The 16,168-nt window shown below is 64.3% G+C and carries 15 protein-coding genes; 9 read left to right on the forward strand and 6 right to left on the reverse strand.

The annotated features are described in order from the left end of the window. Nucleotides 1-19 precede the first annotated feature (19 nt). The 6 genes from NKJ91_RS12580 to add form a co-directional block, all read right to left on the reverse strand. On the reverse strand, nt 20-1,420 hold the full coding sequence (locus tag NKJ91_RS12580) for an 8-oxoguanine deaminase (RefSeq protein ID WP_352455803.1): 1,401 nt from the start codon (nt 1,418-1,420) through the stop codon (nt 20-22). Nucleotides 1,421-1,430: 10 nt separating this feature from the next. Further along, entirely contained in the window at nt 1,431-2,366 is a 936-nt protein-coding gene (locus tag NKJ91_RS12585) for an ABC transporter permease (RefSeq protein ID WP_352455804.1), read from the reverse strand. A gap of 10 nt (nt 2,367-2,376) precedes the next feature. After that, nucleotides 2,377-3,429, reverse strand: a complete 1,053-nt coding sequence (locus tag NKJ91_RS12590) for an ABC transporter permease (RefSeq protein WP_502903580.1) — start codon at nt 3,427-3,429, stop codon at nt 2,377-2,379. 2 nt (nt 3,430-3,431) lie between these two features. After that, complete coding sequence (locus tag NKJ91_RS12595; protein ID WP_352455878.1) at nt 3,432-5,036, reverse strand: ABC transporter ATP-binding protein; 1,605 nt, start codon at nt 5,034-5,036, stop codon at nt 3,432-3,434. 115 nt (nt 5,037-5,151) lie between these two features. Next, on the reverse strand, nt 5,152-6,273 hold the full coding sequence (locus NKJ91_RS12600; RefSeq protein ID WP_352455805.1) for a BMP family ABC transporter substrate-binding protein: 1,122 nt from the start codon (nt 6,271-6,273) through the stop codon (nt 5,152-5,154). Between the two features lie 27 nt (nt 6,274-6,300). Next, nucleotides 6,301-7,341, reverse strand: coding sequence for an adenosine deaminase (gene add / locus NKJ91_RS12605; protein WP_352455806.1), 1,041 nt, complete (start codon nt 7,339-7,341; stop codon nt 6,301-6,303). A gap of 223 nt (nt 7,342-7,564) precedes the next feature. Between add and NKJ91_RS12610 the strand changes: the two genes are divergently transcribed. The 9 genes from NKJ91_RS12610 to NKJ91_RS12650 all read left to right on the forward strand — a co-directional run bounded on the left by NKJ91_RS12610 (nt 7,565) and on the right by NKJ91_RS12650 (nt 16,164). Further along, nucleotides 7,565-7,867, forward strand: a complete 303-nt coding sequence (locus NKJ91_RS12610) for a hypothetical protein (RefSeq protein WP_023674230.1) — start codon at nt 7,565-7,567, stop codon at nt 7,865-7,867. Next, entirely contained in the window at nt 7,864-8,586 is a 723-nt protein-coding gene (locus NKJ91_RS12615; RefSeq protein ID WP_023674231.1) for a Rieske 2Fe-2S domain-containing protein, read from the forward strand. Before NKJ91_RS12610 ends, NKJ91_RS12615 begins: the two co-directional genes overlap by 4 nt. Continuing rightward, nucleotides 8,583-9,218, forward strand: coding sequence for a glutathione S-transferase family protein (locus tag NKJ91_RS12620; protein WP_352455807.1), 636 nt, complete (start codon nt 8,583-8,585; stop codon nt 9,216-9,218). The genes NKJ91_RS12615 and NKJ91_RS12620 overlap by 4 nt, the downstream gene beginning before the upstream one ends. Nucleotides 9,219-9,254: 36 nt before the next feature. Continuing rightward, nucleotides 9,255-11,057: an adenine deaminase gene (locus NKJ91_RS12625; protein WP_352455808.1), complete on the forward strand. Its 1,803-nt coding sequence runs from the start codon at nt 9,255-9,257 to the stop codon at nt 11,055-11,057. Next, nucleotides 11,058-11,978, forward strand: a complete 921-nt coding sequence (locus tag NKJ91_RS12630; protein ID WP_352455809.1) for a LysR family transcriptional regulator — start codon at nt 11,058-11,060, stop codon at nt 11,976-11,978. A 93-nt stretch (nt 11,979-12,071) separates the two neighbouring features. Further along, entirely contained in the window at nt 12,072-12,572 is a 501-nt protein-coding gene (locus tag NKJ91_RS12635; protein WP_352455810.1) for a thiamine pyrophosphate-binding protein, read from the forward strand. Then, nucleotides 12,569-13,177, forward strand: coding sequence for a thiamine pyrophosphate-dependent enzyme (locus tag NKJ91_RS12640; RefSeq protein WP_352455811.1), 609 nt, complete (start codon nt 12,569-12,571; stop codon nt 13,175-13,177). Before NKJ91_RS12635 ends, NKJ91_RS12640 begins: the two co-directional genes overlap by 4 nt. A 7-nt stretch (nt 13,178-13,184) precedes the next feature. After that, entirely contained in the window at nt 13,185-14,762 is a 1,578-nt protein-coding gene (locus NKJ91_RS12645) for a GMC family oxidoreductase (protein WP_352455812.1), read from the forward strand. 28 nt (nt 14,763-14,790) lie between these two features. Continuing rightward, nucleotides 14,791-16,164: an amidohydrolase family protein gene (locus NKJ91_RS12650; RefSeq protein ID WP_352455813.1), complete on the forward strand. Its 1,374-nt coding sequence runs from the start codon at nt 14,791-14,793 to the stop codon at nt 16,162-16,164. Nucleotides 16,165-16,168: the final 4 nt, after the last annotated feature.

The raw sequence follows: 16,168 nt of genomic DNA on the forward strand, positions 1-16,168 counted from the left end.
GCGTCCTTCCTGTGCTATCTCACTGCCGATAGATGCGGTCCATCACGGCCCGGTGGTCGGCCATCGCCGCCTCGACATCGAAAGAGGCGAAGTCGCCTCTCGCGATAATCTGCCGGCCGTTGATGTAGGAATAGTCGACCGTGAAGGGTCCGCAAAGCACCAGCGCGGCGAGCGGGTCGCGCTCGGTGCCGGAAAGGCCGAGTTGGCTGCGTTTGACCGCGATGAAGTCGGCGCACATGCCGGGCGCGAGATGGCCGATGTCATTGCGGCCGAGCAGGGCAGCGCCGCCGCGCGTCGCCATTTCGAGGGCCTCGCGCGCGGACAGCGCCGTCGGCGTGCCGCCGAAACCGCCGCGGCCGCCGGGCTTTTCGGAGAGGTAGTGGTGCGGCGCGACACGCTGAAGCATCAGCGCCAGCCGCGCTTCCATGAACAGGTTCGACGTGTCGTTCGAGGCCGAGCCGTCGACGCCAAGGCCGACGTTCACGCCCTTGTCGAGCATCTCGCGGATCTTCGCGATGCCCTGGCCGCAGCGCATGTTAGCCGACGGGCAATGGGCGACCCCGGTGCCGGTTTCGGCGAAGCGGTCGATCTCGTCGCTGGTCATGAAAATCGAGTGGGCGAACCAGACGTCGTCACCGAGCCAGCCGACGGATTCGGCGAACTCGACCGGCCGCTTGCCATAGATTTCGAGGCAGTACTTCTCCTCGAAAAGCTCTTCGGCAAGGTGCGAATGCAGGTTCACGCCCTTGTGGCTGCGCGCCAGCGATGCCGCATCGCGCATCAACTCCGGAGTCACCGAGAACGGCGAGCAAGGAGCCAGGATGATTCGGCTCATCGAATGCCGCGACGCGTCGTGATAGCCGCCGATCAGCCGTTCGGCATCCTTCAGGATATCCTCTTCCTTTTCGACGCAGCGATCCGGCGGCAAGCCGCCCTGGCTTTCGCCGCGCGACATGGCTCCACGCGCAGCGTGGAAACGCAGACCGATGTCGCGGGCCGCACCGATCGTCGCGTCGAGCGTGCAGTTGTTGGGCAAGATGTAGAGGTGATCGGAGCTGGTCGTGCAGCCCGAATGGATGAGCTCGGCCATCGCTACGCGCGCCGAGACGCCTATCGCATCGTCGTCGAGCTCGGCCCAGATCGGATAGAGCGTCTTCAGCCAGACAAGCAGCTCGTCGTTCTGAGCCATCACACGGGTGAGGTTCTGGTACATATGATGATGCGTGTTCACCATGCCCGGCATGACGACATGGCCCGATAGGTCGAGCACCTCGTCGGCACTGGAGGCACTGAGTTCCGCGGTGGTGCCGACCGCTTCGATGACGTTGTCGTCGATCAACAAGGCGCCGTCGGAAATCTCGCGGCGCGTACCATCGAAGGTGGCGAGCAGATCGATGTTCTTGACAAGCAGGCGGGGCATGATGGTGGTCTCAACGCATGTCGCGGAAATAGGGTTCGCCGAGAGCAGCCGGCGCGGCCATTACCCGGCGCATGCGCTGCCAGGCAAGCACCGGCATGATGATCAGGGCGATCGTGCCGAGATAGGGAAGCATCGACAGGATCGGCGCCGCGATCGGCCAGTTGCGTGCTTGGCCGACGAAGCCGAGAGAGGTGATGAGACCGAACAGCAGAGCGGCCAGCACGGCGTTGAGGGGCCGGTAGCCTGCGAAGATGACGAGAGAGACGGCAATCCAGCCGCGGCCGGCCACGACGCCTTCGGACCAGGAGGGAACGAAGGCAAGCGTGAGGTAAGCGCCGGCGCCGGCCGCCAGCGCCGAGCCCGCGGCGACATACCAGAAGCGGATGCTTTGCACCGAAATGCCGGCGGCGTCGGCTGCCGCGGGGTTTTCGCCCACCGCGCGCAAGTTCAGCCCGTGGCGCGTGCGGAACATGATGTAGTGCAGCACAACCGGCAGGACGATGAAGATCAGGTAGACAAGGATGTTCTGCGTGAAGATCGCGCGACCGAGCAGCGGGATGTCGCTAAGATAGGGAATAGCGATCGGCGCGAAGGTCGCCGGCGCCGGCATGCCGGAATAGGCGCGACCGATCGTTGCGGCCATGCCGGTGCCCATCAGCGTCAGCGCCAGGCCGCACAACACCTGGTTCGCTTTGACGACGACGGTGCCAAGAGCGAAGACGCAGCCAACGAGGAAACCGACGGCAAGTGCAAGGACGAAGCCGAGCATAGGGTGCGGCGTGGCGACGACGACCGCGATGCCAGTGATTGCACCGAGCGCCATAAGCCCTTCGACGCCGAGATTGACGACGCCGGCGCGCTCGGAGAGCGTCTCGCCCAGCGCCGCCAGCGCCAGCACGCCGCCGGCGAGAATGGAGGTCTGGATCAGTCCGGCGATCATGTCCATGGGTGTTTCCTCAGCTCGCGGCCGGTTCGGTCCGCGTGATGCGGTAGTGAGCGAGTTCGTTGCCGATCGCCGTGAAGAACAGGATCAGTCCGGTGATGGCGAGCACGGCCGAGACGGTGATGCCTTGCGTCTGCAGGATGATGCCCGAATTCAGGATGACGCCCATCAAAGCCGCGCCTGCGAGCACGCCAAGTGAGGAACCGCGCGCCAGCACCGCGACCATGATGCCGAGATAGCCGAAATTGTTGGAAATGCCGCCCTGCAGGCGATGCACCGTGCCAGCTACTTCCAGCATACCCGCGATGCCGGCGATCGCTCCCGACATCAGCAGGACGACGATCAGGCGGCGGCGGAACGGCATGCCCGCATAAAGCGCCGCGCTCGGGTTCGACCCAGCGATCCTTACCTCGTAGCCCCAGCGCGTGTAGTTGAGCAGTCCTGCGATGACAAAGGTGAGCAGGATCGCCAGCGGGAAACCGTAGTGCACGATACCCCAGAATTCAGGCACGTCATGCGGCAGACGTGCGGTGGTCGCGAGCGCATGGCCGCTCGGGTCGAGCCATGGGCCGGTGGCGACGTAATAAACCATCAGCGTCGCCACGAAATTCAGAAGCAGGGTGGTGATGAGTTCGCTGACATCGGCGTAGGCGCGCGCCAGCGTCGGCACCAGTATCCAGAGCAGCCCGCCGAGCGCGCCAGCGATGAACATAACAGGCAGGATCAGCCAGGTCGGGCCGGGAATGAACAGCGCGACCGCCGTGGCGCTGAAGGCGCCGGCATAGAATTGGCCCTCCGCGCCGATGTTCCAGGCGCCGATTCTCAGCGCTACCCAGACCGACAGCCCGGTCAGGATCAGGGGAGTGACCAGAAGTCCGACGTCTTCCAGCCCGAAGCTCGAGCCAAAAGTCGAGTTGAGCACCTCCCAGGCGAGTTCGACGGGAGCATTGCCGCGAGCGGCCAGAACCAGGCCGGCGACCCCCAGCGCCAGCACGATCGCCAGGGCACGTGCCGCAAAGGCAACGGAGGGCTGCGCGGATGGAACGCGCTGAAGCTTGATCGCCAAGGTCAGTGCTTCCCGGCAGCGGCCTGGGCGCCAGCACTGGACCGCATCTGCCCGCCCATCATCAGGCCGATTTCCTCGATGTCGGTGGAGGCAGTCTCCACCGCGCCCATGATCCTGCCATGGAACATCACGGCGATGCGATCCGACAGGTTGAACAGCTCTTCCAGCTCCTCGGAAATGAAGAGCACACCGACGCCGGCATCGCGCAATTCGACGAGGTAGTGCATCATCGTGTTGATCGCTCCGACATCGAGGCCGCGGCTCGGATAGGCGGCGATCAGAACCTTGCTTGCGATGCGCATCTCGCGGCGTGCGACGAGGCGCTGCTGATTACCGCCGGAAAGGTTGCGCATGGGCATGCCGAAATCGGGCACCGCAACGGATGCCGCTTCGGCGATCGTGCGCGCGAGAGCAGCCGCAAGGCGCGGTCGGAACGCGAAGCCCTTTGAAACAGGCGCCGACGCATATTCGCGGATTATGGCGTTGTCGGTGATTGAAAGCGCCGGCGCCAGGCCGCTGTGCAGCCGGTCTTCGGGAATGTGGCCGACGCCGAACTTCGCGTAATCGACCGCGCCGGCGGTCGTGACGTCCTTTCCGCCGAGCAGTATCTGGCCGGAGTGGATCGGCCGTAAGCCGGTGACGGCCTGGGTCAGCTCCTTCTGGCCGTTGCCGGCCACACCGGCGATGCCGAGAATCTCGCCGGCATGGATGTCGAGCGAAACCTCGTCGAGAAGGATGCCGCCCACGTCGTCACGCGCGACGACAGATTTGAGGCTGAGCACCGGCTCGGCGGAGATGCCGGCCGCGCCTGGCTGCCTGGCACGCAGATTGCTGAGCACGATCTCACGGCCAACCATCAGGCGCGCCAGCATCTTCTCGCCGCAGTCCGCGGTATTTTCGGTGGCCACCTTGCGGCCGCCGCGCAGCACGGTGATGCGGTCGGATATCTCCAGGACCTCGTCGAGCTTGTGGCTGATGAAGACCACCGCATTGCCCCGGGACACGAACTGCTTGAGCGCCTTGAAGAGCTCGCGCGCTTCCGCCGGAGTAAGCACTGCAGTCGGCTCGTCGAGGATCAGAACGCGAGCGTTGCGCGCGAGCACGCGTAGGATCTCCACGCGCTGCTGCTCGCCGGTCGAAAGATCGGCGATGCGCGCGGATGGCCGTACCGCGAGGTTCAGCTTCTCGGCCAGTGCGGCAGTCCGCGCCTCGAGCACCGACGAGCCAATACGCTTGGGCGTTTCGGACCAGCCGAGATGAATATTCTCGGCGACCGTGAAGGCGGTCACCAGCTTGAAATGCTGGTGGACCATACCAATACCGGCGGAGATCGCATCGACTGGAGATGCGAAACGTTTGGCATAGCCGTCGACGACGATCTCACCGGCATCCGGCTGATAGATGCCGGTGAGGATGTTCATCAAGGTCGACTTGCCGGCGCCATTCTCGCCGAGCAAGGCGTGGATCTCCCCCGGCATCACGTCCAGGTCGACATCCTGGTTGGCAACGACGCCGGGGAAATATTTGCTGATGCCCTTGAGCAGCACGAGCGGCGGCGCGCCGGAGCCAGGCTCGTAACGCCCCGGGGAGGTGGACGGCACCTCCATGCCGCCGTAGCGGTGCTCGCTCGAAGCATGATGAACTGGAACAAAATCATTCATCCCGCTTAGCTCTTTGCCTTCTGCCGCATAGTCTATCCGAAAACTCTGCAATCTTTCGGGATCACGCTTGGAGGCCGCTGACGCCTTCGATCGACCAATCCCAGTTGTAGAGTTCCTCTTCGGTCATGCGTTGGCCGGCAGCCACCTTGACGTTGCCCTTGGTGTCCTTGATCTCGCCCTCGAACGGGCTCCAGCCGCCGAGAATCTTGTCGCGCACGGCATCGGCCTGCTTTGCGACCTCGGTGGGCACCGTCTCGCCCCAGGCATCGCGGTCGATACCGCCGCCCATCGGCAGGATGGTCTGCGAGGGCGTCCACTTGCCTTCGAGGCGCAGGCGCACCTGGTCGACATAGAATTTCTTGAAGTCGATGGCGATCGAGGAGACGTAGGCCTTCGGCCCGTAGCGGCGGATGTCGGTATTCCACATGACGGCCTTCGCGCCGCGCTGCTCGGCCACCTGCAGATAGCCTGCTTCGTCCATGATGCCGAACAGAAGGTCGGCGCCGTTGTCGATGAGTGCGGTGCCGGCCTGGGTGGCAGCCTGCGGATCGAACCACGAGTTGATGACGATGGTCTGCACCGTGGCGTTGGGATTGACCGAACGGGCGCCCATCAGGAAGGCGTTGGTGCCGGAAAAGACCGACGGAACAGGGAAGGAGGCGACGTAGCCGAGCTTGCCGCTCTTGCTCATCAGGCCCGCGGCGACACCGGTGACGTAGGTCGGGTACCAATGGGCGAGGTAATAGGTCGAGAGATTTTCGAGCGGGTTGCGGCCATCGCATTCATAGAAGGCGACGTCCGGCGAACGCTTGGCCACGTCATAGAGGAAGTCGCCATAGTTGGAGGTGGCAAACACCATGTTGGCACCTTCCGAGACGAACTGGCGGAAGGTGCGGGTCGCGTCGGCCGAATAGGGGATGCTTTCGACGAACAGCGTCTTCAGCTTCGGGAACGCTTCCTGCACGGCCTTCATGCCCTGGTCGTGGCTCCAGGTCCAGCCTTCATCGGTCACCGGACCGGTGTGGCCGAAGGCGATGACAGCGTTTTCCTCGGCGACGGCGGCGAGCGGCGTCTGTGCATGGGCGGGCGTGATAAGGCCGGATTTCGGCAGGAGCAGCGAGGCGCCGGCTGCGGCGCCCATGTTGAGGAAGCCTCGGCGGGAGAGATTGCGCAGGTCGATCATGCGTCGGTCCTTTGTTCCGTGTTGTGTTCAGTTCGGGAGAGACAGTTCGGTTTCCATGAGGCGGTCGATTTCTGCCGACCAGTCGGCCAGCCATGCCTGCTTGATGTCGTCGTCGAGCCATGCGGCGGACAGGCCAGCCAGCGCGATCCGCTTCAGTGCCGGCGGCCCGAGCGCGAAATTCTCCGCGATCAGCGCGTATTCGCGGTCGAGCGTCGTGGCGAACATGGGCGGATCGTCGGAGTGGATCGTCACGGTAAGTCCGGCCTCGATCATGCGGCGGATCGCGTGGTCGGGCGCGGAAAGGTCGCGCCAGACAGTGGTGGCCAGCGTCGTGCTCGGACAGCAGGTGAAGACGATGCCCATTTCCCTGCACTGTTCCATCAGCGCCGGGTCGTCGACCACGTGGTAGCCGTGGTCGATCCGTCTCAGGCCGAGGACGTCGACGGTATCGCGGACGTAGCCCGCCGGGCCGTCCTCGCCCGCATGGTTGGTGACATTGAGCCCGGCCGCCCGCGCTCGCTCGACGATGCGCGCAAACATCGGCGCTGGGTTCGGGCGTTCGTCGTAATCGAAGCCGATGCCGATCACCTCTGCCGGGCGCTCGGCCAGAACCATGTCCAGGAAGCGCTCCCCACCGGCCGCGCCGAGCGGCTTCGCATGGGCCGGTATCAGCTTCGCCATAAGCCCATAGCGCTCCTTTGCGCGGTGAAAGCCGTCGAGGATGCCTTCGAGCATAGTCGAATAGGCCACGCTATGAGCCAGATGCGCATGCGGGCTGAAGAACAGTTCGACGTAGCGCGCACCGGCCTTCGCGCAGCGCTCCAGTGCCTCGAAGGTGATGCGAGAGAAATCGTCCGCAGTCCTGATCGAGGCGCAAACCAGATCGTAAATCTTCAGGAAGTCCAGCAGGTTGCCGTAGCTGTAGAGCTCCGATGTCGGTCTGCCGTCCGGCAGCGACACCGCGTTCAGCGCCGCCAGCTCGGCGAATGTCTCTGTGGAGACGGCACCCTCGAGGTGCAAGTGCAACTCGACCTTGGGTATAAGCTGAATGAAACTTGACAACGACATCGACGCTCACCCGCCCGGACCGGCAATCCCAAGCCGCACCTGGTTTTCTTGGGCGACGGACGGCTGCCGAGTTGTTCGATAATCGCGGCTTTTTCCAACTGTCCGATCACCTGATACGCAACAGATGTCAGGGAAACGGGGCTTGCACAAGCCAAAAAATGATGCCTAACTAGACACATTCTAAAACTGCTTAAAAAATGTGCAGGCCGGGAGAAATATAGGCATGAAGCACCTACCGGAAGCACAGAACCTTGCGCCTCCGCCTCAAACGACGCGCCTGCGCTTCGTCGGCCAACTGGTGTCGTCGAGCTTTAGCGAGTTCGCCGACAGGCGTGCCGCTCGGCTCAATCTCGATCTGCTGGTGCACGAAGCCGCGGACGATTTTTTTGTCGTCCAGGTTTCGGGCCAGCCCGATCTCATCGATGCCTTCGAGATGGCATGTAGCCTGGGACCAATCGACTGTCTGGTGATGGACTGCGAACGGGCCGAAATTCGGGGATATTCCAGAGAGGAAGACGCAGGATGACGATACAGGCTGGATGGCACCCAGTGGCGCTGTCGGGATCGATCGAGCCGGGCAGTTCGGCCGGGATCCGCCTTGGCGGAAACGAACTGGTGGTGTGGCGCGACAACAGCGGCGCAGCGCATGTGTGGGAGGATCGCTGCCCGCATCGCGGCATGAAGCTGAGCTTCGGTTTTGTCCGCGGCGACCATATCGCCTGCCTTTATCACGGCTGGCAGTACGACACGGCCGGCCAGTGCCGATACATTCCGGCCCACCCCGATCTCAGGGTGCCGGCGTCCATTACCGTGTCGGTCTACAGCACGGCCGAGGCGGCTGGCATGATCTGGACGACGCTGGACCCGGCAGCAGCATTGCCTGAACTGCCTGCCTTGCCAGAGGAGGTGGTGCCGGTCCGCAGCCTGTATCTCGACTGTTCCGCCGGGATGGTGATCGATGTCGTGCAGGCCATGCCGCCCACATCTTCCTCCGGCGGATCCGGGCTCGCTGATCTGAAGGCGCTGAGCGGGACGCTGTTCAGCCTGAAGGTCGGCGAAGAGACGCTGCTTCTTGGCCTGCAAGAGCTGACCGGCAAACGATCGGCCCTGCATGTCGTGATTGACGGACCGGCGGCAAAATATGCCGGCAAGGGACAGGAGCATTTCTTCGCTTGGACGAGTGAACTGCGCCACCACCTCGAGACCGGGCGTGCCGGCGCGACCTCGACGACGCGGGCCGCATGATGGCGAGGATCACGCTCTACAACTACGAGCTGGACGAAAACTGCTACAAGGTGCGGCTGGCGCTTTCCATGCTCAGCCTGGAATGGCAGACCGTTGCAGTCGATGCATTTCCGGGGGCGGAGCAGAAGACGCCGCCATTCCTGGCCATGAACCCGGCGGGCAGCCTGCCCATTCTCCGCGACGACGAGGTGACGATGTTCGGCGCCGAGTCCATCATCGCCCATCTGGCGCGCAGCCACGATTCAACGGGCGCATGGCTGCCGGCGGATGGTGCGGATTTCGCCAAGGTGATGCAGTGGCTTTTCTTCGCGGCCGGCGATCTCGGCGTTGCCGGCGCCGCGCGCCGCCATGCCATGTTCGGCGCCGCCGGCGACGAGGCTGCGCTGCGTGCCGGTGCCTCGCAAGCGCTCCGCGCCATGGACGACCATATGACCGCGCGGGGTTTCGAGAAAAAAGAATGGTTCGCTGCGCACCGCCCGACCATCGCCGACATCACGCTTTTTCCGGCTTTTGCGCTGAGCCGCGATTTCGGCGTCGACCATGACGAGTATCCGGCGCTGCGCCGCTGGGCGCGTCGCTTCCGCGCGCTTCCCGGCTTCATGACCATGCCGGGCATCCCCGATTACCATTGACGCCCAAAATTCAACGAGAATGAGGCTAGCAACAGAATGACCTCTCTCACGCGCTTTTCCGTCCAGCCGCTCTCGTCCATGACCCGGCGACTGGCCGGTGTCGCTTCCGGGCGAGCCGATCCAGATCTGGTCATTGCCGGCGCACGCGTGTTGTCGACCTATTCGGAGCGCATTCTTCCAGGCCGCGAGATCTGGCTATCGGGAGGACGGATCGCCGCCGTGAAGCCGGCCGGCACCTATAAGGGCGGCAGCGCCCGGATATATGACGCCAGGGGCGGCATCGTCGCGCCCGGCCTGGTCGATCCGCACATCCACATCGAATCCTCGATGGTGACGGCCTGCGCCTATGCCGAGGCGGCGCTGCTCAATGGCACCACGACCCTCTTCTGCGACAGCCACGAGATCGGCAACGTCATGGACGTTGCTGGCGTCGAGGCGATGCTGGAGGACGCGCGCCTGGCGCCGTTGTCCATTTTCCTGACGGTACCGAGCACCGTCCCGGCGACATCGTCGTTGCTGGAAACGGCCGGCGGCGACCTGACAGCCGAGAAGATCGGCGCATTGTTCGACAAATGGCCGGAAGCCGTGGCGCTCGGCGAGAAGATGGATTTCGTGCCAGTGGCTATGGGCGATGAACGCAGCCATGCCATCCTCGCTGCGGCGCTGAAACGCGGCCGCCCGGTATCGGGACACGTCTATGGACGCGAATTCGTGTCGGCCTATGCGGCGTCCGGCGTCACCGACACCCATGAGGCGATCGACCGCGAGATCGCCGACGACATGCTCGAAGCCGGCATCTGGCTGTTCCTGCGCGGCGGCCCGCCGACGACGCCGTGGCACAGCCTGCCCGCAGCGATCAAGACGATCACGGAACTCGGAGCCTCGCACAAGCGCATCGCGGTCTGCACCGACGACCGCGATGCTGACGACCTGATGCTCTTCGGCCTTGACTGGGTGACGCGCGAGGCGATGAAGGCCGGCATTACGCCGGAGCAGGCCTGGTCGATGGGCTCGCTGCATGGCGCGACGCGCTTTGCAATGGAAGGCGAAATCGGAGGCCTCGGTGGTGGCCGCCGTGCCGACCTGGTGCTGCTCGACGACGGCTTCGATCCCGTCAGCACGTGGTATGGCGGCGAGCTCGTCGTCGATGACGGCAAGATCACGCCGCTGCTCGACCAGGCCCTCTCGACCCGCTACCGCTATCCGGACACGGCCTACCACACAGTGAAGCTGCCGAAGCAGATCAAGCTGACGCCGGACCTGCCAACCGCCAAGGTGGTGGCGCATACCATCCGCACCGAACTGCCGGGGATCACGCTCGGCCACCAGAAGATCACGCTCCATCCGGCCAACGACTGGCAGAACCATTTCGACCGCCACGGCCTGTGCTTCGTCACCGTTGTCGAGCGCCATGGCAAGTCGGACGGCAATGTCGCCTACGGGCTGCTCAGCAATTTCACGCTCAAGCGCGGCGCCGTCGCGTCGTCCGTCGGCCATGACAGCCACAACATCATTATCGCCGGCGTCAGCGAGGCCGACATGCAGGTGGCGCTGCGGGCGATCGAGGAAACGCAAGGCGGCGTCTGTGTCGTCGTCGACGGCAAGGTGACCGCAATGGTCGAACTGCCGATCGCCGGGCTCCTGTCCGACAAGCGCGTCACTGAGGTCGCGGAGGAGGTGAAGGTCCTCAAGCGGGAATGGGAGGCGGCCGGCTGCTCCATCCCGTATATGGGCTTCAACCTCATCCCGCTCTCGGTCATCCCCGAAATCCGCATCACCGACAAGGGTCTCGTGCTGGTGCCGGAAATGGAGATCGTCCCGGCCTTCGAGGCCACCTGAGTGGATCCCTTCCGACTCGGCCTGGTCTCACCGCGCATCCACTATTTCCAACTGGTTGCGCGGCTGGGCTCGGTGCGCCAGACCGCGCAGGCGCTCAACGTTGCGCCGTCCTCCATCAGCCGCGTCATCAAGGGTCTGGAGGACGAATTGGGCACGCCGCTCTTCGAGCGTGTGCGCCAGCGACTGAAACTGACCAGCGCAGGCGAGCTTCTGCTCTACCACGCGCGTCAGAGCATCACCGAGTTGGCGCGCGCCTCGTCCGAGATCAATGATCTCAGTGGCCTCAACCGCGGCTCGTTGTCCGTGGCAATCGTGGAGAGCGCGGCGCGCGGGCTGGTGCCGAACGCGCTGAAGGAATTCTGGAAACGCCACCCGCAGATCTCGGTCGATGTGCATGTCGCCGGGTCGCAGCGGGCCTGCGATGCAGTTGCCGACGGCGAATGCGATCTGGCGCTTGCTTTCGACGTGCGCGTGCCGCGCAACGTGCGCAAGATCGCGAGCACGCCTCTGCCGCTCGGCGTCGTCGCTCATCCGGACAGCCGCCTTGCCGGCCGCAAGGAAGTGAAGCTGTTCGATCTTGCCGGCGAACAGGTCATCGTCTCGGACAACAGCCTTGCTTTGGGCATTTCGATCGACGATGCGATCGGGCGCTCCATGATCGACATCACGCGACGGTCGCGGACCAACTCGATCGGCCTGATGACCGAGATGGCGCGCCTCAACCTCGGCGTGGTGCTGCAGACAAAGCTCGGCATCGAACCGGAAGTGGCGGACGGATCGCTTGTTTTCGTGCCGCTCCGCGATTCTCGCATGAATCCGCACCGGCTGATGCTGCTCGCCAGGCCGGAACGCGAGATGTCCGATGCGGCCTCCGCGTTCGCGGCGATGCTGGTGCGCACGGTCGAGGCGCTACGTGAATAGTTGTTGCGTTTTTCGCATCACTGAAGACAGAAATCTATCCCTATCTCGAACAACTCTGCTTTGCGAGATTGGCCGGTCTGAAGGGGTGATGCCATGAAGCAGAGTGCGGTCGATGCGGTCATTCGAGGGTTGAAACGAGCCGGCGTGAGCATCGTCTGCTACTTGCCGGATTCGCTGTTCAAGGAGCTCTATCCGGCTCTCGATGCCGATCCGGATATCCGAACGATCCGCGTCACCAACGAAGGCGAGGGCGCCGCGATCTGCGGCGGGGTCTTCCTGTCCGGCAAGCGCGCGGCACTGGTCATGGAAAACTCCGGCTTGCGCGCCTCGGTCGAGCCGCTGGCCCGCATGGGCCTCGGGGCGGGCATCCCGGTCGTGATGCTGATGAGCTACCGCGGCGAGCTCGGCGAGAACAACTGGTGGGCAATCCCCCATGGCATCACCATGGAGCCGGTGCTGAACGCGCTGCGCGTGCCATACCGGATCATCACAGAGGAGGCGAAGATCGAGCGCGCCATCCTTGACGCCTATTCCTGGTCCTATGCGTCCTACTACCATTCGGCTGTGGCGCTCGGCGGCGAGGTAGTGCGATGAAACGCTTCGACTGCATGAAGGCGCTTGCCGTGCGACTGAAGGATGAGCTGGTGATCCTTTCGCTCGGCGGCAGCGTTGACGAGTGGTACAACGCCGCGCCGCATATGCGCGAGGCGAGCCTGTTCCAGCAGCAACTCGGCTGCGTCACGCCGCAGGCCTTCGGGCTCGCCGCCGGCCTGCCGCACCGCCGCGTCGTTTCGCTCGATACGGATGGCGGCCTGCTCTTCAATCTCGGCATCCTGGCCACGCTCGGAAACGAACAACCGAAAAACCTCTTCATCGTGGTCTGGGACAATGAGTGCTACCAGTCGATCGGCGGCCCGCCGACGCATACGGCGCTGGGCCGCGTCGACCTTGCCGCGATCGCGCGCGGCGCCGGCGTCGAGAACGCCCATACGGCGCGCACCGTGGAGGAGTTCGACGCGCATTGCGCGAGGGGGCTCGCCATGGACGCTCCCTATGTGGTGGTCGCCAAGGTCTCGGGAACGGTCCAGCCGGACATCAAGCGCAAACACAGCGACGGCCGCGAAGACAAGTATATCTTCGTGCGCCACGTCGAGGCGAGCGAAGGCATCGTCATCATGGGCCCGAGCGAGCACAACTGACGAGATCATGGGCACCCTCGGACCTGTCGTCCCCCGACGCGCGCTGAAACCCAGCTACAACTACATCGTGGTCGGCTCGGGTTCCGGTGGCTGTGCGGTGACGCGGCGGCTGGTCGATGCCGGCGCCGACGTCCTCCTGATCGAAGCCGGCACGACGGGTCTTGGGATTACGGAAATCGACGACCCCGGCAAGTGGGTGCCGCTTGGCCGCGGCACCTATGACTGGGGTTATGACTATGCTCCGACACTGAGCGTGAACGGCCGTACCATCGGCATCCCGCGCGGGCGCCTGCTTGGCGGCTCAAGCGCCATCAACGCGATGATGTGGTATCGCGGCCATCCGCATGATTACGATGCCTGGGAAGCCGGCGGCGCGAAGGGCTGGAGCTTCGCCGACGTGCTGCCCTATTTCCGGCGCTGCGAGGACTGGCGCGACGGTGCAAGCGAGTTTCGCGGAGCGGGCGGTCCGCTCCGTATCGAGCGGCCGGCAGCACTGCACCCGGTCGCGCAGGCGCTGATCGACGGCGCGGACGAGATCGGCATCCGGGTGATCGACGACCCTAATGGCGCCAGCAACGAGGGGGCTGCTGTCGCGAATTTCAACATCTGCGACGGTAAGCGCTGGAGTTCGGCGACGGGCTATCTCGTGCCGATCCTCGATCACCCGACGCTGACGGTGCTGACCGGTTCCGCGGCCATCGGCCTGACGGTCGAAGGCAGCCGATGCGTCGCGGTCAAGCACCTCGTCGGTGGCGAAATCCGCGAAACACGCGCTCGCGAGAGCGTGGTGCTCGCGGCCGGGGCCATCGACACTCCGCGCATGCTGATGCTGTCGGGCATCGGCGATCCGGTCGAGCTGAAGCGTCTTGGCATCGCAGTCGTTTGCGCTCTGCCGGGCGTCGGCCGGAACCTTCAGGACCATCCGCTGGCGCAGGCCTGCGTCTTCCGCGCGAAACGACCGATCGGACCAATGGTGGGCAATGGCGGCGGCTCGATGGTCAACTGGAAGTCGCGGCTGGATCTGCCGCAGTCCGACCTCCACGCCTTCCCGGTCCAGGGCAACAGCGCCGAACCTGCGATACGCGCGCGCTACGATGTATCCGGCGATGTCTTTTCCTTCGGTGCGGGTCTCATGCGCTCGAAGAGCGTCGGGCACCTGAAGTTGCTCAATGGCAAGCCCGGCGGGCCGCTCGAAATCCAGCCGAACTTTCTGGCGGAACCGGAAGACCTCGACGCCATGGTCGCCGCGGTCGAGATGGTGATGGAGATGGCGGCTGCAAAGGCGAACGCCGATCTCTTCAGCAGCTTTGCCGCACCCGATCGCCGACTGACCCGCACCGAAACCATCGCCTTCATCCGCGATGCGTGCTCGACCTTCTTCCACGTCTGCGGAACCGCCAAGATGGGCGAGGACGCGATGGCTGTTGTCGACAGCCGCCTCGCCGTGCACGGCCTTGATGGGCTGCATATCGCCGACGCTTCGGTGATCCCAACGATCCCGACCTGCAACACCCACGCGCCCGCCACTATGATCGGCGAGCGCGCCGCCGATTTCCTGCTCGGCGGCAGCTTGAGGATGTCATGAGCGACAGAACGCACACGGAGCACTGGCGATGACACGAAGCCTCATCCTTGCGGCCGACACGCTGCTCACTATGGATGAAAATAACCATGTGTTGCCTGACGGCGCCGTGCTGGTCGAGGATGGCCGTATCGCCGCGGTCAGTGCGCTCGCTGCACTGCGTGCGGCGCATCCGGCCGTGGCCGTGAAGAAGCTCGACGATGCCGTGCTCATGCCCGGGCTGGTCAATGCGCATGCACATTCCGGTTTCCTGCGCGGCACGGCGGAGCATCTGCCGGTGTGGGACTGGCTGACGCTCCACATCAATCCGATGCATCGCGTGCTGCAGCCGCACGAGGCCGAGGCGGCGTCACGGCTCTGCTATGCGGAATCCGTGCTCGGCGGCACGACGACCGTCGTCGACATGTGGCGTTTCATGGAGGGCAGCGCCAGGGCGGCCGAGGCGATCGGCAACCGCCTCATCGCCGTGCCTTATGTCGGCGAGCATCCGGACTACGACTACTTTGACACGCTCGACATGAACGAGGCGATGATCGAAGGCTGGCACCGCAAGGCGGGCGGGCGCATCAATGTGTGGGTCGGGCTGGAGCATCTGTTCTATGCGGACGAGGCCGGCCAGCGCCGGGCGATCGACCTCGCAAGGAAATACGAGACCGGCTTCCACACCCATTGCAGCGAGGCTGAGATCGAGATCGCGGAATTTGAGCGGCGTTACGGCAAACGCCCGATGTTCGCGCTGGATGACCTTGGCTTCTTCGAAACCCCGCGCGCCATGATCGCCCACGCCGTCTGGCTCGACCGGGACGAGATCGAGCTTATTTCGAAGCGCCGCGTCTCGGTCGCCCACAACCCCGTTTCCAACATGAAGCTGGCGAGCGGCATCGCGCTGGTGGCCGAGATGCTGAAGGCCGGCGTGTCGGTTGGCATCGGCACGGACGGCGAGAAGGAGAACAACAATTTCGACATGTTCGAAGAGATGAAGGTGGCTTCGTTGCTAGGCAAGCTGAAGGACCTCGACGCCGCCGCAATGGATAGCTGGCAGGTGCTGCGCATGGCCACGATCCTTGGTGCAAAGGCGATCGGCCTCGATCATGAGATCGGCTCGATCGAGGTCGGCAAGCGTGCCGACATCATCGCGGTCCGCACCGATACGCCGCGCATGACGCCGGTCTTCCGCGACGGACCCTATTTCAATCTCCACCACAATCTCGTCCACGCCGTGCGCGGCAGCGACGTGTCCCTGACGATGGTCGATGGCGAGATCCTCGTCGAGCACGGCGTGCTGCGCACCGACGACCTGCGCGAGATCATTGCCGAAATCCATCGCGTCGCACCTGGCCTGTTCGCCCGGCGCGCCGCCTTCCTCGCCGAGAATTCCGGCGGCAGCCTGCAGTGGACCCAATAAGGCG

The organism is Mesorhizobium sp. M0040 (assembly GCF_040323505.1).
Classification (GTDB): Bacteria; Pseudomonadota; Alphaproteobacteria; order Rhizobiales; family Rhizobiaceae; genus Mesorhizobium.